Origin of the sequence: Neobacillus sp. 204 (assembly GCF_046562815.1) — a bacterium.
GTDB lineage: Bacteria > Bacillota > Bacilli > Bacillales > Cytobacillaceae > Neobacillus.
This window is the reverse complement of sequence record NZ_JBJORY010000007.1, coordinates 316,298-341,281: the sequence shown is the minus strand read 5'-3', so window position 1 is coordinate 341,281 and position 24,984 is coordinate 316,298. Positions and strand designations below refer to the sequence as shown.

Genomic DNA, 24,984 nt, shown 5'->3' with positions numbered 1-24,984 from the left:
GTTTAAGAAATGTTTAACTTCAATTTAGAAGGGAGTATAGAAAATGAAAAGTGTTATGTCAAACAAATTTGTAATCACCCTTTACGTACTTCCTGCGTTACTCCTTATTCTTCTCTTGATTTATATCCCCATTGCCTTAACAGGTTATTATGGTCTAATGGATTGGAACGGCATCGGTAAGATGAAGTTTATCGGATTAGACAACTATGTTGAATTAGTCAAGGACAAAATGTTTTGGCAAAGTACATGGCATTCATTGTTATTAGGTATTTTTTCGACAGTAAGTTTGGTTGGTTATTTAATTTTATCGCTTATTTTAGCAAGTAAAATAAAGGGAGCCAACTTTCTACGAAAAATATACTTAATCCCAATGTTATTATCATCCGTTGCGATTGGCCAGCTTTGGGCTAAGATTTTTGACCCAACAAACGGAATGATCAACAGATTGTTAGTAATGGTTGGTGTCGATAATCCACCAGTTTGGTTAGCGGATTCTAAGATTGTATTATTTGCCCTCTTCCTTCCAATCGTTTGGCAATACGCAGGTTTTTATATCATTATTTTCTATGCTGCATTGAAAAATGTTCCAGAAGAATTGATCGAGGCTGCGAAAATTGATGGAGCTTCTCCCATTCAAATTGCGTATAAAATTAAGATTCCGCTCATTTCCGGTGTCATTAAAGTGATGGTTATTTTAGCGATTGTTGGTTCCTTAAAGTACTTTGATTTGATTTTCGTCTTAACTGGCGGTGGACCTAACCATGCAAGTGAAGTGATGGCATCCTATATGTATACGGAAGCATTTAGTAAATATAACTTTGGATACGGCAGTGCCATCGGCTTTGGTTTATTGGTGATGTGTGTTGTGATGACATGGTTAATTCAAAAATTACTTTCTTCTAAAGAAGTTGATTTTTAAATAAAGGGGATTGAAAAAAGATGAGTAAGGTTGCCTTTGAAACACAATTAAATACGACCCCAGCCGCTACATATAAAACTAGTAAATCACTCGGAAATAGAATTGGCTTCGGAATTCTTTACTTCATTCTGGGGGTTATTGCACTTATTCAAATTTATCCATTGCTTTGGTTATTCCTTTTTTCCTTGAAAACCAATCAAGAGGTTTTTGGGATGTCCCCGTTCTCGTTACCGCAAGATCCTCAATGGGGCAACTATGCTAAGGCGTGGACAGCAGGTCACATTGATGTTTACTTTTTTAATAGTGTGTTGTACACAGTTGTCGCTGTGGTACTTACCGTGATCCTTGCTAGCTTTGTAACGTTTGCGATTACAAGAATGCATTGGAAACTGAGTGGATTAGTCCTTGGTTTGTTTATGGCAGGGTATATGATTCCACTTCATTCAACATTAATTCCGCTCTTTAATTTCTTTAAAACGGTCAATCTAATTGATAATCCAGTGTCGATTATTTTATCTTACGTAGCGTTTAATTTGCCGATTACGATTATGATTCTAACCGGATTTTACAAGTCGATCCCGCGGGAGGTCGAAGAAGCGGCCGTTATGGACGGGTGTTCCATCCATCGGATCTTCTTCCAAATTACACTTCCGATGACAGTACCTGTCCTCTCAACAACGGTCATTATTAACATGATTTATAACTGGAATGAATTCGTATTCGTCAATACCTTCCTAAGTTCAGATAAGTGGAAAACAATTACGGTTGGTGTAAATAACTTCGTCGGACAGTATTTAACTGACTGGGGCGCCATTGGTGCCACACTGATGATTAGTATTATCCCTGTATTAATCGCTTATTTCATTCTTAGTGATCGAATTGTCGAAGGGATTGCATCAGGATCTGTAAAAGGTTAATGCATATGATAAGGCTGACTCTCAAATAGGGTCAGCCATTTTTGTGCGTCCTGCATGGGGGGCATTAAGGACAGATTGGTAGTTTTTATGAGGAGATTTGTCCGTAAGAGGGGCTATTAAGGACAGTTTGCGGGTTTCTATGAGGAGAATTGTCCGTAAGAGGTCTTATAAAAGACAGTTTCCTAGAGGAGTTTTGTCCTTAGGATGCCCATTGTTCTAAAAAACAAAAAATCAGCTCCATAGACCCGGAGCTGATTTACTATTTTTTTAGTCCATAATAGCCCAATAAGCTGGTTTTACGTTATATTCTGGATCAAACACAAATGGAGCATCTTTTCCTACACCGTCATTATATTGCTTGGCGCGGTCGTCTAACCATGTATGGTTATCCGCAATACCCCAGAAAGTTACATTGCTGATTTTATCCCCTAATTTTTCATATAGCTGGAATAGAGCGTCGTATTTGGCTGCTTGAGCTTGCAATCTATCAGCTGTAATATCCGCATAAGTAGGGAATGCTGGTCTTGGCGGCCAACCGTAAAGGCTAAGATCAAGCTCTGTAATTTGATTATCTAAACCAAGATCGGCAAACATGTTAATGGAATCTTCCGTATCTTGAAGAGACGGCCAGCCAATTTGGATGTGAGACTGATGTCCAACACCGTCGATCGGAACGCCTTGTGCTAGCATATCTTTCACTAGATTATATAAATAAGTTCTTTTTGGAGTTACTTCGGTATTGTAATCATTGATATAAAGCTTTGCATCTTTGGCTGCATATCTTTTAGCTGTTTCAAAGGCTACTTTTATATACTCATCGCCCGTTATTTTGTACCACGCCGATTCACGTAGACCTCTTTCATTTTGTGGAGAATCATCAATAACCTCATTTACAACATCCCAAGATTTCACATCATCTTTATAGCGTTTTACAATTGTTTTAATATGGGTTTCTAAGCGCTTTAATAAAAGCTTCTTATTTTTCGCGCGTTGGTTTGCATCCGTTTCATCTACCATTGGTTTCCCATTTTCATCAAGGAAGAACCATTCCGGTACCTGACTATGCCAGACAAGATTGTGGAAACGAATGTCCATACCATTTTCTTTCGCAAACTTAACTATTTTATCAGCCTCTTCGAAGTTGAACTTTCCTTCTTCTGGCTGAATATTAATCGGTTTCATAATATTTTCTGCAACAATGCTATTATAATGACGTTTTAAGACTTGAGCATCGGTGCCTTGTAATTGATAAGGCTCTACGGCCGCACCAATAGTAAAAGACTTTTTATATCGTTCGGCTATCGATGGTACCGTTAATGCACTAGGAGACTGTTCATTTTTTGTTGTTTCAGCTGCTGAAGTATTCATTCCTGCGGGTAATAGAAGGGCTAAAGCTAATCCTGAAATGAGAGGTTTACGCAATACTTTTAGCATGAATTGGATTCTCCTTTATACGCTTTTTTGGTTTGGCACTCTAAACTATTTTTACTTAGAACCTCCTTTTAATAATTTCAAGTCAGGAGTCACGAAAGGGCTTACATTTTTATTTAAACTTATGTAGCCGTAATCCTGTCTTGAGTATATTATACCCTGTCTTGACTTGGTTTGTCCATCGGATAAACTAAGTATTTGCAATTTTTCTGAAAATTATTAAAAAAGTAAAATCGGTCAGGACCTATTAAATCATTACGGATATTTACCTAAATAATTTTGGAGAGTTACGACATTCGGCGGGAGCTGCGACTCCTGAATAAATGTTAATATAAAAACGGCTGACTCCACAGAAGGAATCAGCCGTTTTTTTACGTTCACAAAATTACCGCATCGATGCTAAAATTTCTTGCATCTTTCGTGATACTAGCGGGTAAAAATTGTTTTTTGCATCAGCGGTGGAATTGCCACCGAAAAATTTAGTGCCAGGACACGTTTTAACGGCATGACCTTCCCCATGGTCTAACACTCTTTCTCCTGAATTTATATCCCACCAATGATGGTAGGTGATACTGTCAACTGTAGGAGTTAACCCGTATTTCAGCATAAGTAAAGCAGTGACCGTAACAATGGTTTCCCTTTGCTCCGCCGTCATTTGTTCTGCATCAAAGTTTCCAACGTTTTCAATCGCTAAGGCATCGGCTTCAATCGCATGCATCGCTTCTTTATCTAATAATCCGAAGGAACCTTCTGGAGGTGTGTTAAATGACCGGCCAACTACCACAGTTCCGTCTGGAAAGGTGGTTAATTGTTGACTGATTTCACTCCATTTCATCCCCGAAACATGGTATTCCTCCATGCCCTTCATTAAAGCAAAATGATTCGACCCATTGAATTGCTGATAGGACGGTTGATAGGTGTGATGTTGCTGGACCTTGCCGACTTTTCGAGTGAATTTATGGTTAAAAATCCAATCTTTAAATTCTTCTCGATTCATCCGGATAAACTTTCCGTCCATAGTCAGCTTCTTAGGAGGGATTTTTAATTTCTGTCCCACATAAATCGTATCGTTTGAAAGTCCATTTGTCGTTGCTATCAGGGAGACTGTTGAATTAAACGACTGTGAGAGCTTCCAAAGCGTATCTCCAGGAACCACTTCATACATGATCGGAACCCGCAGCTTTTGACCAACTAGGATTAAATCGGATTGTAACCCATTGATCAGCTTCAGGTCTGCAGCTGTAGTGCCGTATACTGTAGCAATTTTCCATAGGTAATCCCCTGATTTCACCTCATACAGATTTCGAGGATTATTAACCGCAAGAGCTGGTGATAAATTAATTTGCATTAAAAAGAACAAACTAAATAGAAACACACATAGTTTTTTCATTGAGTATTCCTTTCATGATGATGAGGTCACGCTTCTATTTTATAGTGTGTAAAACATGAATTAATTTATTCGGACCGAGGATGAAAGAAGAGTTTATTACATAATTGCGGTGACTTACTACATAATTTGGAGGACTTACTACATAATTCGTAGTACTTATGACATAATTTCGTCCACTTACTACATATTTTTTGAAACTTACGACATTTGTTGGATAATATTGGAAATCCCTTGGGATTGTAGATACTTACGACATAATTTGGAGGACTTATGACAGGAGACTTACTACAGATTTTATGAAACGTATAACTCCTTTCTGGGGCCATAGAAATGACTCCAGAAAGTTGTCGTGCTCAACTCACATGGGTTGTAATCGACTCAATTTTGGTATCGCTTTCATTGGAATGCGCGTATCTAACAGGTATGGCGGCTAGGGCCAATGCCGCAATTAAACCAGGAATGGCGAAGGCAATAAAATTTAAGTGAATCGGTAAAGAAACAGATAGAAGGAATCCACCTAAAAGTGGTCCGAACATACCACCAATTCTTCCGATGCCTGAAGCCATCCCTAATGCAGTCGATCTTATATTTGGAGGGTAGTATTGTGATACATAGGCTTGGACTATATTTTGGGCACCTATTGTCGCAGCACCTGCAATCGCTACTAAGAGATAGATCAAAAATGAATTGCCGCCAAATCCAAGCAATGTCAATGCCACTGCCCCTGATGCATACATCGGAATGAGCATTTTTTTGGAGCCGTATTTGTCACAAAGTCGTCCAATAATGAGCGTTCCGATAATGGCGCCGCCTTGCAGGGCAATGAGGAAGGTTAAGCTTGAATTGAGTCCATATCCTGCTTCAATCATCAGCTTAGGAAGCCATGTATTTAAACCGTACACCATCAATAAGCAACTGAAAAAGGCGAGCCAAAACATAACTGTACTTACGGCACGTTTTTCTTTAAATAAACCCATGATCGGAACCTTTGTTTCTTGTAATTTATATTCCACGATTTCGTCATGCGGATTGAACTTTGTTCCTGGACTTACCTTCGCAAGAACAGAGATTAATTTGTCCTTTTTGCCTGTCCGGATCAGGTAGCTGGCTGTTTCAGGCAGTTGCTTATACATAAAAGGCAAAAGTAAGAGCGGCAGACCTGCAAACCAAAAGATCGCTTCCCAGCCGAACGTAGGCATTAAAAAGATTCCTAATAACGGAGCCAGGATTCCCCCGATTGAATAGCCGCATAAGACGATGGAAACAATCATACTTCTCATCGTTTTCGGGGCATAATCGGTCAATAATGCGATGACATTTGGCATGATTCCTCCAAGTCCTAATCCTGCTAGGAAGCGAAAGGTTGAGAAGACGGTCGGTGTTTCTGCAAACCCACAAAAGAATGTAAATAAACTAAACAGCACTAAGGTGATAGCAATCACGTTTTTTCTGCCAATCCGGTCGGCGAGTGTTCCGAAGACGATCGCACCGAACATCATCCCAAACAATCCATAGGTTCCTATCGCCCCGGCTTCAACAGGAGTTAGGTTCCATTTCTCAATTAGGGTCGGTACGACGGTTCCATATACGACTAGATCATACCCGTCGAAAGATATGATGATGAAGCTCCAAATTAATAAGCTTAGATGAAAACGATTAAATTTACTGTTAGCAATAACCTCTGCCGAATTAATGGTTGCCAAATTTTCTCCCCCTTGTTTTAATGCTAATTTTGATGAGAGCGCTTACGTAAATGTGTACAAATTCAAGTTGGTTAACACCACCTTTGTTATACATATAGTGAAAACTGTTATCTATTTAGAGATTATAAAGGGCAATTTCTTTATTTTCAATATAAAAATTATAATATTAATAGTTTTCGGTAAATTCACAGGGTCATTTAAACACAAAAAAAGCGGGAATCATCCCGCTTCGTTTCTTAACTGATCGTACTTATTCCGCATGTGATAGATATCCAAAACTAGCGGATATTTCTTTGCTGGTTTGGATGAAATAATCACTTAGTTCATCTTCTTCATTAGATGGGATTAACTCGGAAAAACCTACAATTGTAACGGCCCCAAGGAGTTTCTTTTTAAAATTAAATACTGGGAAAGAAACAGAGGACACGGATGATACCAGCGGTTCCCTGGCAAAGGCAATTTCTTTCTCCTGAATCAATCGGCATTCTTCTTCCAATTGGCTAACTTTTTCCGGTGGAATCTGTAATAGTTCCTTTGCTTTCCACTCACGAATCGTTTGCTCATCCATGAAGGCCAAAAATACTTTCCCAGTTGAGGAATAAATGGGGAGCAAGGTTCCGATCTGAGCTCCAATATTGTATCCTCGATTGGTGTTAATATCTTTCACGATCATGGGACCATTATGAGTCCAACTGGAATAAAGAACAGTGCTTGAACTTTTTTCGTTTAGCTCTTGCAGGTAAGGAGTGATCCGGTCGACCACGTTTTCGTGATCGACGGCAGCCATTCCGTATTCAATTAACTTACTTCCCAGTACATAAGCGCCGGAAGCTTTATCCCGATAAAGAATTCCTAATTGTGTGAAGGTATTTAAGTATTTATAAAGATTACTTTTTGTAATCTGTGTTAGATCTTGAATATCGGTAAATTTTAACGGTCTTCCTTGTTTGGCCATTAAATCTAGGATACCCATTCCGATTTGTAATGATTGAATGGTCGTTCCTTTTTTGATGCCTTCCATTGTGACCCTCCTTTATCCCCTCTTTATTATCCCTATATTAGCATAGCGGTGAAGCATATCCCACAGTTTTAATGGCCAAAAGAAATAAGTGACTTAACTTTTCTGAATCATTTTTGTATTTATAATATTGACAATATGAATTAATATATTATATAAATAGAGAACAGAGTTATCTATATTGATAATTTTCGTGAGATCAATGAAGAGGTGATGAATTTGAATAGATACTTGGTGTTGATTGAAAGAAAACCTTCTTTCACAGGCAACCTGATTCAAGGCCATCGTGATTTTCTAAATAATCTGCGAGAAGTAGACACGTTAATGGTCGCAGGTGGATATGAAGACCAAACAGGTGGCGCTTATGTGTTGCAGGCGACTTCTTTGGAAGAAGCTCAAACGATTGTGAGCAAAGATCCAATGAATCATGAAAATGAGACCGTTTACAGGGTTAGAGAATGGAACGCGAATTAACACAACACGTTGAATAGAAAGGGAGTTTACCAAAATGAAACTAATTACTTTTAACCATGCAGGTATTTCACGAATTGGAGCCATTCATCACGAAGAAGTTGTCGATTTACATGCTGCCTATAATGCCTTATTAACATCAGAAGGAAAAATTAGGGCCCGTCAAATCGCGGAAGCCTTTGTTCCAGCAGATATGAATGGATTTTTACAAGGTGGAAGAGAGAGCTTGGAATTAGCAAAGAAAGCATTGGACTACGCCTTGATTGTTCGAGAAGATGCCGGATATAAGCTGGTATACGATGTTCATGAAGTAAAGGTTGAGGCGCCGGTTCCTGCACCAGGGAAGATGATTTGTGTCGGTCACAATTATCGGGAACATATTTTGGAAATGAAGCGTGAATTACCACCGTATCCTGTTGTGTTTGCCAAGTTTGCAAATACAGTCATTGGGCCGCAGGACGATATCCCCTTTTTCCCTATTTCGGAACAACTTGATTATGAAGCGGAGTTTACTTTTGTCATCGGGAAACGGGCCCGTAATGTGTCACAGGCAGATGCACTTGATTATGTAGCTGGCTATACGATCGTCAATGATGTGACGTACCGTGACTTGCAGCGTCGCACTCTCCAATGGCTTCAAGGTAAAACGGTTGAAGGAAGTGCGCCGATGGGTCCGTGGCTGATCACGACAGATGAACTCCAAAATCCATCCGGTTTAGAAGTGGTTTTGACGGTAAATGGGGAAGAACGTCAACGCTCTAATACTGCTAATCTAGTTTTCTCTGTTCAATATTTAGTTGAATTTTTATCGAATCTGATGACACTTGAGCCGGGCGATGTGATCTTAACAGGAACACCTGGTGGCGTCGGTGTGGCACGTAATCCGCAGGTTTTCTTGAAGGACGGAGACGTAGTAGAAATAAAAATCGATCAAATTGGATCTTTAGAAAACCGGGTCGCGGCAGTCAAAGAAACAGTAGAGGTGAAATGATTATGACTAATGTAACGGTTAATGATTCCATTCAAACCATTCAACAGTTACTGGATCAAGTGATTGAAAAAGTAAAGGGACTTCCCGACGAGGTCCTTCGCTGGAATCCTTCCGAAGATGAATGGTCGATTATGCAAATTCTTAGCCATCTCGTGGAAGCGGTTCCGTACTGGCTCGATGAAATAGAATTGCTTTTAGAAACTCCTGGTAAGGAGTGGGGCCGAGGTCTTCAGCAGGATGCACGCTTAGAGGCAGTGAGGAAGGAAAAGGTTGCTCGTCTTTCTTTAGCTGAGGTGTTAAGTGAACTAGACCAGGTAAAAACACGAGTCGAGCACACTCTTGGTCAATTAGATAGCAAAAAATTATCACGGCAAGCACCAAGCCGAAATCCTCGCTTTGGAACTAAACCGATTTCATTTATCGTTGATCATTTACTGGTGGAGCATATAAGTAAGCATTACGGCCAAATTGAACGGAACTTATCGAAAGTTAAGTAAGGGGGGCACGAACGTGGCAGAACAAAACGAATTTTTTAAAAGTAAAATTGTCCAGGACTTCACCAAGGATATTCGCCAATACAATCTCGGACCGCTATGGGAGGCGATTCCGGAATTAATGCATCATCAGCCTGAGCCGCATGCACAGGCCTACCTTTGGAAGTGGGAGCTTCTGGAGAAAAAGTTAATGGAAGCAGCGCAGATTTTTACACCGGATCGCGGTGGTGAACGCCGGGCGATTTATTTGCAAAACCCAGGTTTGGACTATCGTCAACCATGGGGCTGGGCTTCGACATCACAGACACTTTATGCTGCCGTTCAGCTGCTTCAGCCGGGAGAAATTGCCCCTTCCCATCGACATACACAAAATGCCCTTCGTTTTATCACGCATGGTGAAGGAGCGTATTCCATCGTTGAGGGTGAACGGATTTTTATGGAAGAAGGGGATTTTGTCATTACGCCAAAAAATCTCTGGCATGGTCACGGTCACTTAGGGACCGAACCGATGATTTGGATGGATGTTCTCGACATTCCAACGATTTATATGTTAGGCGGTACGTTCTTTGAGCCGTACCCTGATAAAATTGAACAGCCGAAAGTGCCTGATAATTATACTTCTCAGCGTTATGAAGGTGGGATGGTTCGACCGATTTCAGACCGGCATCCGAAAGCGGCCCCACTTGGCGCTTATAAATGGAATCAAACGGTGCGTGCGATTGACGGATTGTCTCGCTTTGAACCTGACCCATATGATGGCTATGCCGTAGAGTTTATCAATCCATCCACAGGCCAAACAGCCAATCCGAATATTGGCGCATGGATCCAGAAGCTTCCAAAAGGATTCCATTCGAAGGCACACCGCCATACGCATTCGACGATTTATCAAGTATTTAAAGGGTCTGGATATAGCATTATTAATGGGGTTCGCTTTGATTGGTCAAAAGGGGATTACTTTATTATCCCGAACTGGGCGGTCCATGAACATGTAGCTGAGGAAGAAACCTACTTCTTCTCTGTCAACGACCTGCCGATTATGGAAAAATTTGATTTGGAACGTGAGCAGGCGTTTGAAAGCAATAATGGCTATCAGGAAATGAAAAAAGAATTCAAACCAGTACTAGTCTAAGGATATTTTTTTAAAGAGTATTTCGATCATAAGGGGGACGAGAATATGAGTAAAAAACCTGTAATCGTCATTGGCGGCGGGATCGGAGGCTTGGCTGGTGCGTTGGCAGCAGCGGAAGCAGGCCAGGAAACAATGGTTCTTGAACAAGCACCTCAATTTGGAGAAATTGGAGCAGGAATTCAGATGGGGCCCAATGCGATGTCGGTCTTAGATCGGTTCGGGGTGGCGGAGGAGATCTCGAAATATGCTGTTTTTCCGCAACGACTTGTTCTAAAGGATGTTTATACAGCGAAGGAATTGTCGGTCTTAGATTTAGGGGATGAATTTAAAGAGAAATATGGTTTTCCTTATATTGTGTTACATCGATCAGATTTGCATCGTGTATTATATGAAGCCTGTAAGAAGAATCCCCTTATTAGCCTTGTTAATGGTCAAACCATTGAAACCGTTGAAGAGAATGAAACTGGTGTCATTGTGACCAATCAGCTGGGCGATGAATTTACAGGAAAAGCAGTGATTGGTGCAGATGGTCTTTGGTCAAAAACCCGCAAGTATTTTTCCGATGACGAAGCTGTCTGTTCTCATTATGTTGCCTATCGTGGAGCTGTTCCGATTGAGGAAATTGGACATGACGCCAATATGGATGACGTTATTATGTGGATTGGTCCTAATCAACATGTTGTGCAATATCCTGTACGCAAAGGGGAATTGTATAATCAAGTAGTTGTGTTCAAAAGTCAAAATTACAAGCCAGATTCTGATGACTGGGGAACACCAGAAGAAATGGATCAAGTATTTAAAGGCTGCCACCCTCTAGTGGAAAATGCATTATCCTTCATTCAGCGCCAAATCCGCTGGCCGATGTTTGACCGGGAGCCTATCGAGAACTGGACAAAAGGAAATTTCACCCTTTTAGGTGATGCGGCCCATCCGATGCTTCAATACTTGGCACAGGGTGGATGCCAGGCATTAGAAGATGCTTCCTATTTAGCTGATATGCTTAAGCTTCATGGGGAAAACTTTGGACAGGCCTTCTTAGCATACCAAGAGGAACGGATTCCGCGTGCATCGAAAGTCCAAAAAAGTGCTCGTCTATGGGGAGAAATTATTCATGCAGAAAATCCAGTCTCCATTTTGCTCCGTAACACGCTTTTTGAGAAAAAGGAAGCCAAGGAGTTCGAAATGATTGATTGGTTGTACGGCTATAAAAAACTTCCAGCTAAAATTTGATTGGTAGTTTAGAAGGGACACCATCCTGATTAGGGGGGTGTCCCTTTTTTGATGGGGCTGTTTTGGTTCTATATAGACGACCGAGCCCATGGAAAAATCGGTGCGATGGTAGTCAATAGGCTGTATAGACGACCGAGCCCATGATTATTTCGCCGGACTGGTCGTTAATCTTACTCCCACACTAAATTTTTCACTTTTTCTCTGGCCCCACTCCGCCAACTTTTCACTGCTGATAAAGAAACCTTTTCTATTGCGGCAATTTCTTTGATCGATAGGCGATCACAGACAGTATATAGCAGCCATTTCTTTTGATTCGGTGTCAGCGTAGTGCAGTAGGATAATAGGATTTCCTCCTGTAATGGGTCATCAGCATAGGAATCTGCTGCCAGTTCCCAGAATTGCTCATCCGGTTGCACATTTCGTTCTTGGTCTTGGTGTGATTTTTTTAATTCCATGAGCAGGCAGCCTTTGATGTAGGTATAGGCATAGTTGGTGAAGGTGCCTTTGCTGGGGTCGAATCGTTGACTCACCTCCCATAGGGCGATGAGACTGTGCTGATAGAATTCTTCATGATCTTTGTAAAGGTGGAGCGAGCGCATGATTTTGTGGAGCATGGGTTGGTACTGGGCGACTAATTGTTCAAAGCTTTCCAAGGGAGAATCCTTTCAGAATGCGCGCTTTTTCGTATATTCCCGGGTACCTCTACCATAACGGGAATGCTCAAGCATATCGAACCGGCATTATTCACTTTTGGAGGTTTTTTTAGGGGAATTAGAAGGTATTTATGTTAGCAAATTTTATTTTTAGGAGGCGTTTTTTATAGTTTCAGTTGATTTTGGGGTAAATGGCAAAATTGTTTTTTTTAAAAGGCAAAATGAGGTCGTTTTCACATTAAAAAAAGGCGATTCCTACTCTATTTATTAGGAATCGCCTTTGTAAAAATTGGGATTTGTATCTTAGAAGTTTAGTAGGGAAATGACTTTCCTAAGAAAGAGTAGTTTTGAACATTCTGTGAAAAAGCGTACAAAACATTTGCAAAATGTGTGAAGGTGCCCTAGCAACCCAATTTAAAGGGGGCTGGGAAGGGATCCCAACACTAGAAGAACTAAATACGATCGTTAGCGGTATTGGGCATTTTACTCGATAATGGTTGGAGTTCCTGTCATGCTTTCCAGAAAGTTAGTCTAGATTGATAGATGTTAGCGATCGTGGAGTAGAGACGATTGGGGAGGGTCAAAAGATGGTTTCGCAAATAAAAGTCGTGGTTTCGCAAATAAATGGGATCGTTTCGCAAACAAACTTGGTAGTTTCGCAAACAAACGTACTCGTTTCGCAAATAAAATTGCTTACATAAATACACGACCTCAAAAAGCCACCATCTACCAGAATTGAACTACAAAAAGTGCATGGCCAAATTTTCCTCCTATGTCAGTATCTTTTGTTTGACGAAAACTTCGGATTAATATATTATGAATCTGAGATACTCATATCAAAGATATAGTAAAAGGAGATTTTAAATACATGAATATTTTAGTAGTGAAAGCAAATAACCGTCCAGCTTCTGAGGCTGTTTCTAGTAGAATGTATGAAACTTTCATGGAGAACTTAGAAGGCGTAAATGTAACAACTTACGATGTATTTGCCGAAGATATGCCTTACTTTGGTCAAGATTTATTCAATGCTTTCGGTAAATTACAATCTGGTGAAGAGTTAACTGATGTTGAGCAACGTATTGTTGCTGCGAAACAAAAAGCAATGGATGCTCTTTCTGCAGCAGATGTTGTTGTATTTGCATTCCCACTATGGAACTTAACCATCCCAGCAAAATTGCATACATTCATCGATTATGTAGCTGGAGCAGGTTTCACTTTCAAATACACTGAAGCTGGCGTAGTCGGCTTGATGTCTGACAAAAAGGCTGTTATCCTAACTGCACGCGGCGGTATTTACTCAACACCTGAAGCAGCTCCAATGGAAATGGCAGCTACTTATATTAAAAATATGGTAGGCGGCTTATTCGGAATGGAAATCGTTGACGAAGTTATCATCGAAGGACATAATGCGGCACCGGATCAAGCACAAACAATTATTGCTGAAGGTCTAGCAAAAGTAGCAAAGGTAGCAAAGAATTTTTCCGCGGTAACAGCTTAAGTCGAAGTTAAAGATTATGATTTGTTAAAAGTGCCCTTGTGAGAACCTCTCCAAGGGCTTATTTATTGTATTTCTCATGTCATAAAACGTTTATTTCTAGCTCCCAAACTTTAGAAGAAAGTAAAGTAGGATAGAATATCTAATTTCGATCAAGACAATTAATTAACATCAACTCTGCTAACAAAAAGGCTTCGCACACCGCGAAGCCTTTTTGTTATGCTTAAAGTTCCTTTAAAGATTACCTAATTGCAGCATTTTTTAATCGATTAAAAGGGAATGATGCGATATCAATAATTTTCATATATTTCAAGGAAGGGTTAGGTAATATTTATTCGAATCATATCGTAAAAATCAAGATTGATAACGGAATGCTGTTCATCTTGAATTTGGGCTTTTGAGGGTTACTGTAAAGGTTGTAACATTTTTATCTACCATGTAAGAATCTTAATATAATTAGCAAAAATGTTACCCATTCTTTAAATGCAATCCCAAACCTCTATGTTAAGATAATGCAAAGCCACTTTTTCAGGAAGTATTTTTTTTGATATAAATATAAGTGGTGAAACATTACCCATTCTTATATGAATGGTTGAATGTATAAAAGGAGGTCTTTTTTTGAAACGGAAATTTCAGGCAATGTTTCTTGCCATAACGATGCTTTTCTCTGTTCCATCTGTCAGCTTTGCAGACGTAGCAGAAGGAGATGTCATTGTTACATTAGGAGAAGACCTAACCGAACAGCAAAAAAATGAAATGTTAGCAGAGTTAGCGGCACCGGAAAACGCACAAATTATTACCGTATCCAATAAAGAAGAGCATGATTATTTAGGGGAGTCTATACCTAAGGCACAAATTGGTTCCATTGCTATTTCATCAGCGAGCATCACAATCGGTGCCAAAGATTCCGGGTTAGAGGTTCAAACGAACAATATTACATGGGTTACGGATGAAATGTATACAAATGCCTTGACTACAGCGGGTGTAAAGGATGCGACAATTCAGATTGCCGCTCCATTTTCTGTTACAGGTACAGCTGCTTTGACGGGAATTATGAAAGCTTATGAAACGACAACTAATGAAGAAATTCCTGAAGAAATCAAAAAAGTGGCGAATGAAGAAATGGTGAAAACCGCACAGCTCGGTGACTCCATTGGAGCGGACAATGCTGCTGCTCTCATGGGAAAAGTCAAGGATGAAATCGCCAAGAATGAACCGCAAACAGAAGCTGACTTGCGTGCATTAATTAAACAAGTTGCCACGGAGCTTGGGATTACTTTAACAGATGCAGATTTAGATATGTTAGTAGACTTCTTCAACAAACTGAAGGCTATGGATATTGACTGGAACCAAGTAAAAGAACAATTAAGCGTTACGACAGAAAAAATCTCGACATTTTTGCAATCTGAAGATGGTCAGTCATTTTTACAAAAGATGCAAGATTTCTTAAATCGCTTACTTGATGAGATTCGAGTCCTTTTTGCTTAATGAAAAAAGGTTGAAGGAATTTTGTAACAAAATATGGCTCTTTTGCAGGAATTATTTCTGGAGGTGTGTTAGTTTCTATTTTGTCATCAATATATCAAATTAAAGGAGTGGACCCTTAGGGTTTCATTTAATGTCTATGTCTAATATAATAATCACTAGATAATCTTTTTGAATGGAGAATCGTAAATCTAGGTCACGAAAGGAGATGGATCATGAAGAAAATTATATATCCTCTTATTGCAGGAATCATGGCTATTACTCTAACAGCTTGTGGTTCAAATGATAAAGGTGCACAATCCAATAATAGTAAAGAGCAAACTAAAACTGCTCAAACTGAGCAACAAGATCAAGAGAAACAGATGAAGGAAATGCAGAAGAAGCTAGGAAAGCAAAAAATAGACGAGAAGAAAACCGTTGCTATCATCAATAATGAAGAGGTTTTAGGTAGTGACTATAATATGGTACTATCTTCACTACAAATGCAAATGCAACAAATGGGACAAGATCCTACTTCTAAAGAAGCAGCCAAACAAGTGAAAGAACAAACCATCGATAGCTTAGTGGGACAAACGTTGATTCTTCAAGAAGCAGCTAAAAAAGGGTATCAAGCATCAGATGACGAAGTTGAAAAACAATTAGTCAAAATGAAAGAATCGTATAAAGATGATAACAAATTTGAAGATGCTATGAAACTAGCTGGTTTGGATATGACGACCCTAAAAGCCAAAACTGCTGAGAATATTCAATACATGAAGTACATGGAGAAAGAAATACCAGTAGAAGAAGTAACGGATGAAGAAATTCAAGCCTATTATGACCAATCAGCCCAGCAAGCAAGTGCCGGTGGTCAAAAACTTCCAAAGCTTGAAGAAGTAAAACCGCAAATTAAGCAACAACTTGAACAACAACAACAACAAAAACAGCTCACTACACTAGTAGAAAAGCTTAAGAAAAATGCTAAAGTTGACATTAAAATCTAATGATTTCCAAAACTATGACCCTTTTTGAACGATAACTCAAATGTAATACTGCCGTTAATGCTTATTACGTAACTTGCAGACCAACGGGCCGCCAATTTATGTGGAACAATCCACGAGTCTCCCTGAAGGGGATGGATTTAAATCAGCTACAGCTGATGAACATGAAGGGGAGCTCACATAACGTGATATCGTCACCTAGTATTATTATAGGGCAGCCAAGTGGCTGCCTTCTTTTGATATTTTGTCTTTTGCCCTGCGGATCGTACAAACACGTAATCCGAGCTTACGTTCCAACAAGGGCAGATCCTAGGCTCCTGGTACTGTCCTGAGCATAAACAATACTTAGCATTTAAAGACGATTCAGATAAAAATAAAAGGTCAGGTGACTTTGGACGTTTGACTAGTATTCTTACATTTCTCGGACCCAAGAGCGGAGACTTCTTGGATGCTTCCTGGTCATACAGACAAAAGGTCATTGAACCTCGGATGTATGAAATCTATTTTTAGGTTTGTCATTATATTTGTTATTGCAATAATTAAACTCATTTATTTTAGTTAGCATACTGATAATATCAACCTCCATTCTTGATGGGATTCTTTATAGCAATCAAATTTCTTCACAATACCCATACGATATGCTAGACTTTGTTAAAACATAGGGGCGACAAATAAGCAACTATGTTTTCAGGTTTCATATTGTTAGCCAATGGGAAAGATAGTAAGGATAACTTGGAAAGGGAGGAATGAAAAATGGATGTTCCATTCACATCAGAGCAAGTCATTACTCAGATCCAGAAGTTACAGAACCAAGGTGATTCTCTACGTAAAAAAGAGGTAAAACAACTTTATCCTGATTTAATGCGGAGTGCTTTGTATTACTACCCAAGTTGGCAGCATGCCATAGAAGAAAGTAAAGTAGGATAGAATATCTAATTTCCATCAAGACAATTGATTTATATGAGCTCTGCTAACAAAAAGGCTTCGCTACACGCGAAGCCTTTTTGTCTTGTTGAAGCTACGGGCGGTGCCTGACACCAATTGATTTTATCTTACCTCTTTTTTTCAAAATCCGTATAATGGATAATCTCAGAAAGGATTTTACACCCATCTGATTTATCATAACGTTAGATTTTCTGCACAAATCAGCTAATTCCGATAGTTTAAAATTTATGAGATTTTTTGTTTGTGGCAAGAACCTAATAAATGAGAGTATTTACGACGGGATGTAGGCAGCTTCTTTTCGTTCAACTTATGGAGATCATCTGAATGAGAACGAAGGGATGGAATGTATTTCTGGGCTTCTTTTAACAATTCCTCTGTTGTATACACTTTTAAATATCGTTCTAATTTTCTCTACCCCTTGAACTTGCTGCTTTATTTAAAAAATAGATCAAAGGCGATTGTAATCAGCCATACAGTAGCAAGAGTACCAGATAGATATGTAGCAAGATAAAGTAAAATGTCTACCATGATTCCTCCTTTGTTATTTTTAAAGTTTTAGTGGTTTCAACTCCCTTCCTGCTAAGATATAGCCATTATATCAAGGGATTCTTAAAAATTTGTCGAACAATCGGATCTTCACCTATTTGTAAATAGACTGTTATCTTCCCTTAATAAAAGAAACTATAAGATTAATCCGAGCCGTAGTGATACTTTTCAATTGTTCCAGTTTGTTGCAATACATAGATGAAGGACTTAGCTCCTACTTCTCCCACCTGAAAAGCCCTTTCTAAAATAGACAAAAAAAGAGAATGCCATGGGTGCATTCTCAATAGATTATTAACGAATCCAAACACATTTAGAAATGGGTCTCAAATGACTTATGTTGAAGTATACGACTATTGCAATTAAGTAGTAAAATATTTGTAAGGAATCGATAAAATCCTATGTACATGTTTTTTAAGTATTGAGTAAAGGTCTACGTAAGGATTTAGGGATTTAGAATGTTTATTGTCCAATAAAAACCTATTATAATCGTTAAGCAGTTTGTCTAGTTCTTGGCTGCAATAGATGGTTTCTTCATTTTGAAGTCCCTTTGTCATTCCCAATTTAATCATTTCGTTTTTTTTCTCTTTAATAGCAGCTTCATATTGTTCTAGTCTCATTGCCGATTACTCCTTATAAAATTTCAGTAAAAATTTTAGTAAAGTTAGATCCTAATAGAGTTGAAATGAATTATAGCATGTATTAACTGATATGGAATAGATTCGATAAAACAAGTTAAAAGGTGGCAAAAATAGACGAGGTTTGTTGTTTTTCGACAAAAAGGGGCCTGTTTTACTCACGCATATGGCAGTCCCAAAAGAGTTAAATGACTTTAAGACTAGGTATTCAAACGCCTAATAGGTAGATAGTAAGTTAATCTGATAACTAAAAAAAACGAGTTTCTTCTATTATATATAATTGAAAGCACTTAAGATTTGGTTGGGAATATCTGAAAAAAGAGGGGGAGGAAGGACTTATATCAGTCATATTAGTTTCAAAAAATGGTGAAAGGAATGTTACCAAGAGAAACCCGCTTCAACTATGAGTGAAATACATGAAGCGAAAGCTGTAGGTAAACATTACATAGTAGAGTATAGGTTGGACTAGCTGTAAAGGGGTGAAAGAAATGTCAGATGAATTAGATTTAACGAAGTATGAAAAAAGGATTGAAATTCGAAATATTGAGCCTGAGGATATTGATGAGATTATTGCCCTGCAAACTTCGTGTTTTCCAGGGATGGTGCCGTGGAAGCGGGAGCATCTAGAAAGTCATCTAGAGCACTTTCAGGAAGGACAATTTTGTGCAGAGTTTGAAGGAAATATCATTGGTTCGTGCTCTAGTCTGTTAGTGAACTTTGATGAATACGATGATCGTCATACATGGGATGATATTACCGATAACGGCTATATAACAAATCATAATCCAGACGGCTATAATATGTATGGCATTGAGGTAATGGTTCATCCTAACTATCGAAGAATGAAAATTGGTCATCGATTATACGAAGCTCGTAAGGATTTAGCACGACGCATGAATCTAAAAAGTATCATTATCGGCGGACGTATTCCAAATTATCATAAGTATGCAGAGGAAATGTCTCCAAGAGAATACGTTGCGCAGGTAATTCATCACAAAATATACGACCCTGTGCTTTCATTTCAATTGCTGAACGAGTTTACCATGATGCGTATTAATCCTGGATATTTACCAGATGATCAAGCATCTAACCAATACGCAACACTAATGGAATGGAACAACGTAGATTATCAGCCGAATTCAAAGCGATATTATAAAACAGCATTTCCTGTCCGCATTTGTGTTGTGCAATATATGATGAAGCAAATAAATTCATTTGAGGAATTTGCAACACAGGTAGAATATTATACCGATGTGGCTTCTGATGCAGAATCTGATTTTGTTGTATTTCCTGAAATTTTTACAACACAGCTTATGTCGTTTTTACATGAACGGTCACCAAGTCTGGCTGTACAACGAATTTCGCAATTTACAGAGGACTATATTAACCTCTTTACAGACCTCGCTGTAAAATATAATGTGAATATTATTGGTGGCTCGCATTTCGTAGAAGAGGATGAGAAAATCTATAATATTGCTTACTTATTTAGAAGAGATGGAACTATTGAGAAGCAATACAAACTACATATTACGCCAAACGAGCGAAAATGGTGGGGTATTACACGTGGAGATGAAGTAAAGGTATTCGATACCGACTGTGGTAAAATTGCGATTCAGATTTGCTACGACATTGAGTTCCCTGAGCTTGCTCGTATCGCAACAAATAAAGGTGCAAAAATTATCTTTACTCCGTTCTGTACAGAGGACCGTCAAGGTTATTTACGAGTGAGATACTGTGCACAAGCACGTGCTGTTGAAAACCAGGTATACACCGTAATTGCAGGTACAGTAGGTAATCTGCCACAAACTGAGAATATGGACATTCAGTACGCTCAATCAGCGATATTTGCACCGTCTGATTTTGAGTTTGCCCGTGACGGCATCGTTGGTGAGTGTAATCCAAATATTGAGATGGTCATCATCGGCGACGTGGACTTAGAAATATTAAGAAGACAGCGCCAATCAGGAACCGTACGACAGCTTAAGGATAGAAGACACGATGTGTACTCGGTGTATTATAAAAAATAAATCCGTTTGCAAAGGCTACTTATTCTTTGTCTTATTTGAAGAATAAGTATAAATGTCTATCTCTCGACTAGTCCTGCGAGGTCACAAGAATTTATGATAAATATGGGGTCCCGCCGCTGGCAGGACCCCATACTGTATCGATAACGTACCTAATGACTTGTTATGAAAAATTACCTACTGATGTATTACTAGATTTTTTTAATGAAATTAATCAGAACATCATTAAAAGGATACTTTCTAAGATTATGTATTATGAATTAGGACTATCATTACTGTTATGAATCGCAGGGGAATTACATTAACTAAACCAGTTGATTTTGAAAAAGTAGTCGATCAGCAAATGATGGAAAATTTAAGTGCATAATTCTCTAAAATCTGACGGAGCGCATTTATTTTAAAATTTCCTCATTATCATAGTTTTTTAAAGCCCATACTACATTATCGTTTGCATAGAGATTGACTTCATCTAAACGTACTTCTACAAAATCCCCGTTTACAAAAGCAGCCCAATGTATATTTTTCTTCGGAATGGAGTTAATACCGTTGATGGATATAATATTATCCTTGGATTCTTCTACGTCAAATGCCCTTTTCGTCACTTCGTATAATGTTTCTCCTTCTTGAAATGAAACTTCTTTTGAAACAATAGTCTCTTTTTTGTCGTTCATAATTCTGAAAGTGCCCGTCGTTTCTATTGCAAGTGTTGGGGAATATATAAAAAAGAGAAAAAGTAGTAAAAATATCGCAATCCTTTTAATAAGCATTTTTTAATCTCCTTTTAGCGTATTTTAGTCATATTGTAAGCAATTTGGCAGAAATTATTGATTTAATTGTTAAATTAAAGGGGTCATTTATAGAGATGCTTTTTTTATCATCCTTCCGACAGAATACCCCTTCCTCAAGGAGTGTGAAGGGCAAAGCCTAATGAGTAGGAGGGGATGAATGTCGGTTGTCGATAGCTAAAATATGGTATAATAAGAACATAAGTTCTGATGGAAGTGAGGTGCAAAGTAATGTTAGTCAACAAAGCATACAAATTCCGTATCTATCCAACTAAAGAACAGGAAATCCTAATTGCTAAAACAATCGGATGTGGTCGTTTTGTATTTAATCGCTTTTCAGCACAATGGAATGATATCTACAAAGAAACAGGCAAAGGATTAACTTACAATTCATGTTCTGCTGAATTGACACAGTTGAAAAAAGAATTGGTATGGCTAAAAGAAGTTGATAGCATTACCCTTCAATCCTCACTGAAAAACCTTACCGATTCGTATACGCGATTCTTTAAAAAGCAAAACAATGCACCTCGCTTCAAGTCTAAAAAGAATCGAGTACAGTCTTACACAACAAAGGAAACAAACGGAAATATTGCCATTGTAGGCAACAAAATTAAATTGCCTAAACTGGGTGGTCGTAGTTCCGGACGATGTTAGAATACAAAGCGAAATGGTATGGTAAGCAAGTGATTGCTGTATCTAAAACCTTCGCTAGTTCTCAATTGTGTTCGTGCTGCGGCTATAAAAACAAAGACGTTAAAAATCTAAACCTTCGTGAATGGGATTGCCCTTCTTGTGGAACACATCACGACAGGGATATTAACGCAGGACAAAATCTTAAAGATGAAGCTATAAGACTTCTAACCGTAGGGACTACGGGGATAGCCTAATCAATTAGAAGCCGATAGGCTTCCGTACTTAGGAATCTCCCACTTCAAACGACCTGTAAGGGTGTTAAGTGGTGAGTAGTTCAACAGGTAGCTGAGAAGATAACTAGGGTGGTTGGAGGTTTTTCGGATTAAATGTGGTGAACCGTATCATAAGTAACGGCGAAATATTTGGCTTAATTAAGGTGACCTGTAAAAGAGGATTGCATATAAAAAACCAACTCAAATAAATAGAGTTGGTTTTTTATACCTAGGAAGTGGAAAAAGAATAGCAACGGTACCCAGGTAGAAAAATCCTGTTGCAGGACATTTTCACGGGCCATAATCGGTTTTCATTTTGAATGTGGATGGAAATTTTCATAGTAATCGAATAAATTACCGCCTTTTTCATAATCAGTTGAACCCATTTGAGGCTAACCGAAAACCTGCTTTTAATAGAAGAACTTTATCAGTGTGTATTTAGGGACAGATAGCAAACAATCATAATTGTTCATATTTTGGCATATTAATTTCTACCTTTCAGTCTTCCCTTTGGTGTTGCAAAAGACCAGATTAGGGGGATTAAACAGCCTAACAGATTAAAATTCAACTGGCAATAAACCCTAAATTTAGTAATAAGAGAATGTAAAAAAACTAATTGCTATATGAGAACCCTTACATTATAATAAACCTATAACTTAATTCGTTCATTGAAAGAAGTAAGTTTTAAGTGTAATTCAGTGATTACTTGAGGTGAAATCAATGCGTGTCCTAAGAAACGGCAGTAAAGAACTAATAAAGGATATAAATCGCTTTAAAGTTTTAAATATCATTCGTGAGCAGCATCCCATCAGCAGGATCGAAATTTCAAAGCAGTGTGATTTGGGCGTTTCAACGCTCACCTATATTATTGAAGATTTAACGAGTCAAGGCTTGATTCATGAGGTTGGAGAGTCCACCTCTACTGGCGGCAGAAGAGCCAAATTGCTTGAATTCAATAAAGATTACGGCTCAACGATTAGTATAAAAATCGAAGAAAAGCAGCTGCTGCTGGCACTGACGAACATGAATGCTGAAATTATTGATGCTTGTAATGTACCCATTCAAAAGTATTCTTCACCAGAAGCAGTTGTCGAGATTATTGTTGACCAGATCCCTAAGATTCTTGCAAAGAATCATAAAGAAATTTCGACCTTGCTTGGTATCGGCATTCTATCTTCAGGATTAATTAATCGACATGAAGGCATTATTATCCGATCCACGATGTTAGGCTGGAACAATGTTCCGATTGCTGACATGTTAAGTGAAAAGTTTCCTGATATTCAAATCTTTGTTGATAAGAACATCAATGGATATACGCTCGCTGAAATATGGAAGGGAGAGGGGCAGGAGAGTAATGACTTTCTTGTCGTGTCCGTAGGAGCAGGTATCGGGCTTACCGTCGTGATTGGACGAAAGATTAATTACGGGTCCATAGGGGGTGCTGGGGAATTTGGGCATACGACGATCGAAGTGAATGGCTACCCCTGTCACTGCGGCCAAAATGGCTGTTTAGAGATGTATGCGTCAGAGTTCTTTTTTGAAAATAAAGGGAAAGACCTGCTTTACAACTTCCCGAATACAACGCTTGAGAATTTCTCTTTCTTTGAGGTAGCCAACCAAGCAGAGCTTGGAGATGAACTTGCTGTCCTGTTGGTGAAAGGAATGAGTCAATATCTTGGTTATGGAATTCGAAATCTGATCAATACCCTTAATCCTGACAAAATAGTGATGGCTGGTGAAGGAATGAAGTATAGTCATTTATTTTTAGAGGATGTCTGTCGGATTTCGCAGGACAACTTTTTTGCAAAAGTAGATCTTCAAACAAAAATTGTTCCTTCTAGATTACGAGATAATGAATGGCTGGTTGGAGGAGCTTTACTTGCTATAAATCATCTATTCCAGGAACCAATCTATGAGGGCATGGAAGTAAAAGGATTATAGGAGGTGTACAACGTTATGGTTGGAATGACAAGAAAGAAAACCCTGTTTTGGCTCTGTATTTTTTTACTGCCGAATTTACTTGGTTTTCTAATCTTTATAGGTACTCCTATATTATCGTCATTAGTCATCAGCTTTACGAGTTGGGATCTGGTAGGGACCATTCAATTTACAGGTATTGAGAACTACATTCGATTAGTAAAAGATCCTGATTTTTGGTCAGCTTTTAAAAATACCTTCTTATTTATCATCGGCTATCTGCCTTTGGTGATGGTTCTTGGGCTGGCTGCTGCATTATTACTGAATCAAAATATGAGATTTCGTGCACTGTTTCGAGCCGTTTATTTTTTACCGGTCGTGACGAGCTGGGTGGCCGTTTCTCTTGTATGGAAATGGCTTTACAATCCAAACTATGGATTAATCAACTATCTATTATCACTAGTGGGGATCACGGGACCTCAGTGGTTAAACGATCCAAAGACTGCGATGCTGGGTGTGATTCTAACCAGTGCCTGGAAGGATATCGGATTTATTATGGTACTGTTCTTAGGCGGTTTACAGAATATCTCTCCATCGTATTATGAAGCGGCTTCGATCGATGGAGCCAATAAACTTCGTATGTTTTGGAGCATTACACTGCCGCTTTTAACACCGACGACCTTCTTTGTTACGATTATCTCTTTGATAAATTCGTTTCAAGTTTTTGACCAAGTCATGATTATGACGGAAGGCGGACCAGGCGGTGCCACAACTGTATTGGTACAAAATATTTATAATCATGCGTTCCGTTACTTTGAAATGGGATATGCATCTGCGATGAGCTGGGCGCTATTCCTTGTCATATTTATTTTCACGCTGATTCAAATGAAACTGCAAAAAAAGGGGGAATATTAGGTGGAA

22 protein-coding genes and 1 pseudogene are annotated in these 24,984 nt (G+C 38.8%); 16 read left to right on the top strand and 7 right to left on the bottom strand.

Features of this window, described 5'->3' with window-relative positions:
• Window positions 1-43: 43 nt before the first annotated feature.
• Complete coding sequence (locus tag ACJ004_RS16815) at window positions 44-919, top strand: carbohydrate ABC transporter permease (protein WP_410894300.1); 876 nt, start codon at window positions 44-46, stop codon at window positions 917-919.
• A gap of 20 nt (window positions 920-939) precedes the next feature.
• A complete protein-coding gene (locus ACJ004_RS16810) occupies window positions 940-1,836 on the top strand; it encodes a carbohydrate ABC transporter permease (RefSeq protein ID WP_410894298.1) in 897 nt (298 codons plus the stop codon).
• Between the two features lie 267 nt (window positions 1,837-2,103).
• Here ACJ004_RS16810 and ACJ004_RS16805 read toward each other — a convergent pair whose 3' ends face one another.
• The 4 genes from ACJ004_RS16805 to ACJ004_RS16790 form a co-directional block, all read right to left on the bottom strand.
• A complete protein-coding gene (locus ACJ004_RS16805; protein WP_410894296.1) occupies window positions 2,104-3,270 on the bottom strand; it encodes an endo-1,4-beta-xylanase in 1,167 nt (388 codons plus the stop codon).
• A 382-nt stretch (window positions 3,271-3,652) separates the two neighbouring features.
• Window positions 3,653-4,657 (bottom strand): peptidoglycan recognition protein family protein, encoded by a 1,005-nt coding sequence (locus tag ACJ004_RS16800; RefSeq protein ID WP_410894295.1) that lies wholly within the window; start codon window positions 4,655-4,657, stop codon window positions 3,653-3,655.
• 353 nt (window positions 4,658-5,010) lie between these two features.
• Window positions 5,011-6,360, bottom strand: coding sequence for an MFS transporter (locus ACJ004_RS16795; RefSeq protein ID WP_410894293.1), 1,350 nt, complete (start codon window positions 6,358-6,360; stop codon window positions 5,011-5,013).
• 250 nt (window positions 6,361-6,610) lie between these two features.
• On the bottom strand, window positions 6,611-7,381 hold the full coding sequence (locus ACJ004_RS16790) for an IclR family transcriptional regulator (protein WP_410894291.1): 771 nt from the start codon (window positions 7,379-7,381) through the stop codon (window positions 6,611-6,613).
• A 216-nt stretch (window positions 7,382-7,597) separates the two neighbouring features.
• On the opposite strand from ACJ004_RS16790, the gene ACJ004_RS16785 reads away from it, so the two are divergent.
• From ACJ004_RS16785 to ACJ004_RS16765, 5 genes are read left to right on the top strand one after another with little or no spacing between them, the layout of a single operon-like run.
• On the top strand, window positions 7,598-7,852 hold the full coding sequence (locus ACJ004_RS16785; RefSeq protein WP_410894289.1) for a YciI family protein: 255 nt from the start codon (window positions 7,598-7,600) through the stop codon (window positions 7,850-7,852).
• A 34-nt stretch (window positions 7,853-7,886) separates the two neighbouring features.
• Complete coding sequence (locus ACJ004_RS16780; RefSeq protein WP_410894287.1) at window positions 7,887-8,840, top strand: fumarylacetoacetate hydrolase family protein; 954 nt, start codon at window positions 7,887-7,889, stop codon at window positions 8,838-8,840.
• A 2-nt stretch (window positions 8,841-8,842) separates the two neighbouring features.
• Window positions 8,843-9,337, top strand: coding sequence for a DinB family protein (locus ACJ004_RS16775; RefSeq protein WP_410894285.1), 495 nt, complete (start codon window positions 8,843-8,845; stop codon window positions 9,335-9,337).
• A gap of 13 nt (window positions 9,338-9,350) precedes the next feature.
• Complete coding sequence (locus ACJ004_RS16770; RefSeq protein ID WP_410894283.1) at window positions 9,351-10,463, top strand: cupin domain-containing protein; 1,113 nt, start codon at window positions 9,351-9,353, stop codon at window positions 10,461-10,463.
• 45 nt (window positions 10,464-10,508) lie between these two features.
• A complete protein-coding gene (locus tag ACJ004_RS16765) occupies window positions 10,509-11,693 on the top strand; it encodes an FAD-dependent monooxygenase (protein WP_410894282.1) in 1,185 nt (394 codons plus the stop codon).
• 170 nt (window positions 11,694-11,863) lie between these two features.
• Here ACJ004_RS16765 and ACJ004_RS16760 read toward each other — a convergent pair whose 3' ends face one another.
• The gene (locus ACJ004_RS16760; RefSeq protein WP_410894280.1) at window positions 11,864-12,346 is read right to left on the bottom strand and encodes a sigma-70 family RNA polymerase sigma factor; all 483 of its coding nucleotides are present in this window, start codon (window positions 12,344-12,346) and stop codon (window positions 11,864-11,866) included.
• A 536-nt stretch (window positions 12,347-12,882) separates the two neighbouring features.
• Here ACJ004_RS16760 and ACJ004_RS16755 point away from each other — a divergent pair.
• From ACJ004_RS16755 to ACJ004_RS16735, 5 genes are all read left to right on the top strand, one after another.
• The gene (locus tag ACJ004_RS16755; protein WP_410894278.1) at window positions 12,883-13,047 is read left to right on the top strand and encodes a hypothetical protein; all 165 of its coding nucleotides are present in this window, start codon (window positions 12,883-12,885) and stop codon (window positions 13,045-13,047) included.
• Window positions 13,048-13,214: 167 nt separating this feature from the next.
• Window positions 13,215-13,844, top strand: a complete 630-nt coding sequence (locus ACJ004_RS16750) for an FMN-dependent NADH-azoreductase (protein WP_410894276.1) — start codon at window positions 13,215-13,217, stop codon at window positions 13,842-13,844.
• Window positions 13,845-14,459: 615 nt separating this feature from the next.
• On the top strand, window positions 14,460-15,329 hold the full coding sequence (locus ACJ004_RS16745; RefSeq protein ID WP_410894275.1) for a DUF1002 domain-containing protein: 870 nt from the start codon (window positions 14,460-14,462) through the stop codon (window positions 15,327-15,329).
• Window positions 15,330-15,541: 212 nt separating this feature from the next.
• Window positions 15,542-16,309 (top strand): SurA N-terminal domain-containing protein, encoded by a 768-nt coding sequence (locus tag ACJ004_RS16740; RefSeq protein WP_410894274.1) that lies wholly within the window; start codon window positions 15,542-15,544, stop codon window positions 16,307-16,309.
• A gap of 750 nt (window positions 16,310-17,059) precedes the next feature.
• On the top strand, window positions 17,060-17,233 hold the full coding sequence (locus tag ACJ004_RS16735) for a hypothetical protein (protein ID WP_410894273.1): 174 nt from the start codon (window positions 17,060-17,062) through the stop codon (window positions 17,231-17,233).
• Between the two features lie 923 nt (window positions 17,234-18,156).
• Here ACJ004_RS16735 and ACJ004_RS16730 read toward each other — a convergent pair.
• Window positions 18,157-18,414 carry a Spo0E family sporulation regulatory protein-aspartic acid phosphatase gene (locus tag ACJ004_RS16730; protein ID WP_410894272.1) on the bottom strand — a complete coding sequence of 86 codons (258 nt, stop codon included), beginning with the start codon at window positions 18,412-18,414 and terminating at the stop codon, window positions 18,157-18,159.
• A gap of 506 nt (window positions 18,415-18,920) precedes the next feature.
• Here ACJ004_RS16730 and ACJ004_RS16725 point away from each other — a divergent pair.
• Window positions 18,921-20,459, top strand: coding sequence for a GNAT family N-acetyltransferase (locus ACJ004_RS16725; RefSeq protein ID WP_410894271.1), 1,539 nt, complete (start codon window positions 18,921-18,923; stop codon window positions 20,457-20,459).
• A gap of 389 nt (window positions 20,460-20,848) precedes the next feature.
• Here ACJ004_RS16725 and ACJ004_RS16720 read toward each other — a convergent pair whose 3' ends face one another.
• Window positions 20,849-21,223 carry a DUF4430 domain-containing protein gene (locus ACJ004_RS16720; RefSeq protein WP_410894269.1) on the bottom strand — a complete coding sequence of 125 codons (375 nt, stop codon included), beginning with the start codon at window positions 21,221-21,223 and terminating at the stop codon, window positions 20,849-20,851.
• Window positions 21,224-21,472: 249 nt separating this feature from the next.
• On the opposite strand from ACJ004_RS16720, the pseudogene ACJ004_RS16715 reads away from it, so the two are divergent.
• The 3 genes and pseudogenes from ACJ004_RS16715 (at window position 21,473) to ACJ004_RS16705 (ending at window position 24,978) form a co-directional block, all read left to right on the top strand.
• Window positions 21,473-22,128 (top strand): annotated as a pseudogene (locus tag ACJ004_RS16715) (RNA-guided endonuclease TnpB family protein).
• 738 nt (window positions 22,129-22,866) lie between these two features.
• A complete protein-coding gene (locus ACJ004_RS16710) occupies window positions 22,867-24,087 on the top strand; it encodes an ROK family protein (protein WP_410894268.1) in 1,221 nt (406 codons plus the stop codon).
• A 15-nt stretch (window positions 24,088-24,102) separates the two neighbouring features.
• The gene (locus tag ACJ004_RS16705; protein ID WP_410894267.1) at window positions 24,103-24,978 is read left to right on the top strand and encodes a carbohydrate ABC transporter permease; all 876 of its coding nucleotides are present in this window, start codon (window positions 24,103-24,105) and stop codon (window positions 24,976-24,978) included.
• Window positions 24,979-24,984: the final 6 nt, after the last annotated feature.

Excerpts from the sequence above, each read along its gene's own strand:
- ACJ004_RS16740 (WP_410894274.1), top strand. The coding sequence starts at position 15,542 with ATGAAGAAAATTATATATCCTCTTATTGCAGGAATCATGGCTATTACT.
- ACJ004_RS16765 (WP_410894282.1), top strand. The coding sequence starts at position 10,509 with ATGAGTAAAAAACCTGTAATCGTCATTGGCGGCGGGATCGGAGGCTTG.
- ACJ004_RS16725 (WP_410894271.1), top strand. The coding sequence starts at position 18,921 with ATGTCAGATGAATTAGATTTAACGAAGTATGAAAAAAGGATTGAAATT.
- ACJ004_RS16805 (WP_410894296.1), bottom strand. The coding sequence starts at position 3,270 with ATGCTAAAAGTATTGCGTAAACCTCTCATTTCAGGATTAGCTTTAGCC.
- ACJ004_RS16750 (WP_410894276.1), top strand. The coding sequence starts at position 13,215 with ATGAATATTTTAGTAGTGAAAGCAAATAACCGTCCAGCTTCTGAGGCT.
- ACJ004_RS16815 (WP_410894300.1), top strand. The coding sequence starts at position 44 with ATGAAAAGTGTTATGTCAAACAAATTTGTAATCACCCTTTACGTACTT.
- ACJ004_RS16780 (WP_410894287.1), top strand. The coding sequence starts at position 7,887 with ATGAAACTAATTACTTTTAACCATGCAGGTATTTCACGAATTGGAGCC.
- ACJ004_RS16735 (WP_410894273.1), top strand. The coding sequence starts at position 17,060 with ATGGATGTTCCATTCACATCAGAGCAAGTCATTACTCAGATCCAGAAG.
- ACJ004_RS16730 (WP_410894272.1), bottom strand. The coding sequence starts at position 18,414 with ATGAGACTAGAACAATATGAAGCTGCTATTAAAGAGAAAAAAAACGAA.
- ACJ004_RS16790 (WP_410894291.1), bottom strand. The coding sequence starts at position 7,381 with ATGGAAGGCATCAAAAAAGGAACGACCATTCAATCATTACAAATCGGA.
- ACJ004_RS16705 (WP_410894267.1), top strand. The coding sequence starts at position 24,103 with ATGGTTGGAATGACAAGAAAGAAAACCCTGTTTTGGCTCTGTATTTTT.
- ACJ004_RS16810 (WP_410894298.1), top strand. The coding sequence starts at position 940 with ATGAGTAAGGTTGCCTTTGAAACACAATTAAATACGACCCCAGCCGCT.
- ACJ004_RS16720 (WP_410894269.1), bottom strand. The coding sequence starts at position 21,223 with ATGCTTATTAAAAGGATTGCGATATTTTTACTACTTTTTCTCTTTTTT.
- ACJ004_RS16710 (WP_410894268.1), top strand. The coding sequence starts at position 22,867 with ATGCGTGTCCTAAGAAACGGCAGTAAAGAACTAATAAAGGATATAAAT.
- ACJ004_RS16800 (WP_410894295.1), bottom strand. The coding sequence starts at position 4,657 with ATGAAAAAACTATGTGTGTTTCTATTTAGTTTGTTCTTTTTAATGCAA.
- ACJ004_RS16775 (WP_410894285.1), top strand. The coding sequence starts at position 8,843 with ATGACTAATGTAACGGTTAATGATTCCATTCAAACCATTCAACAGTTA.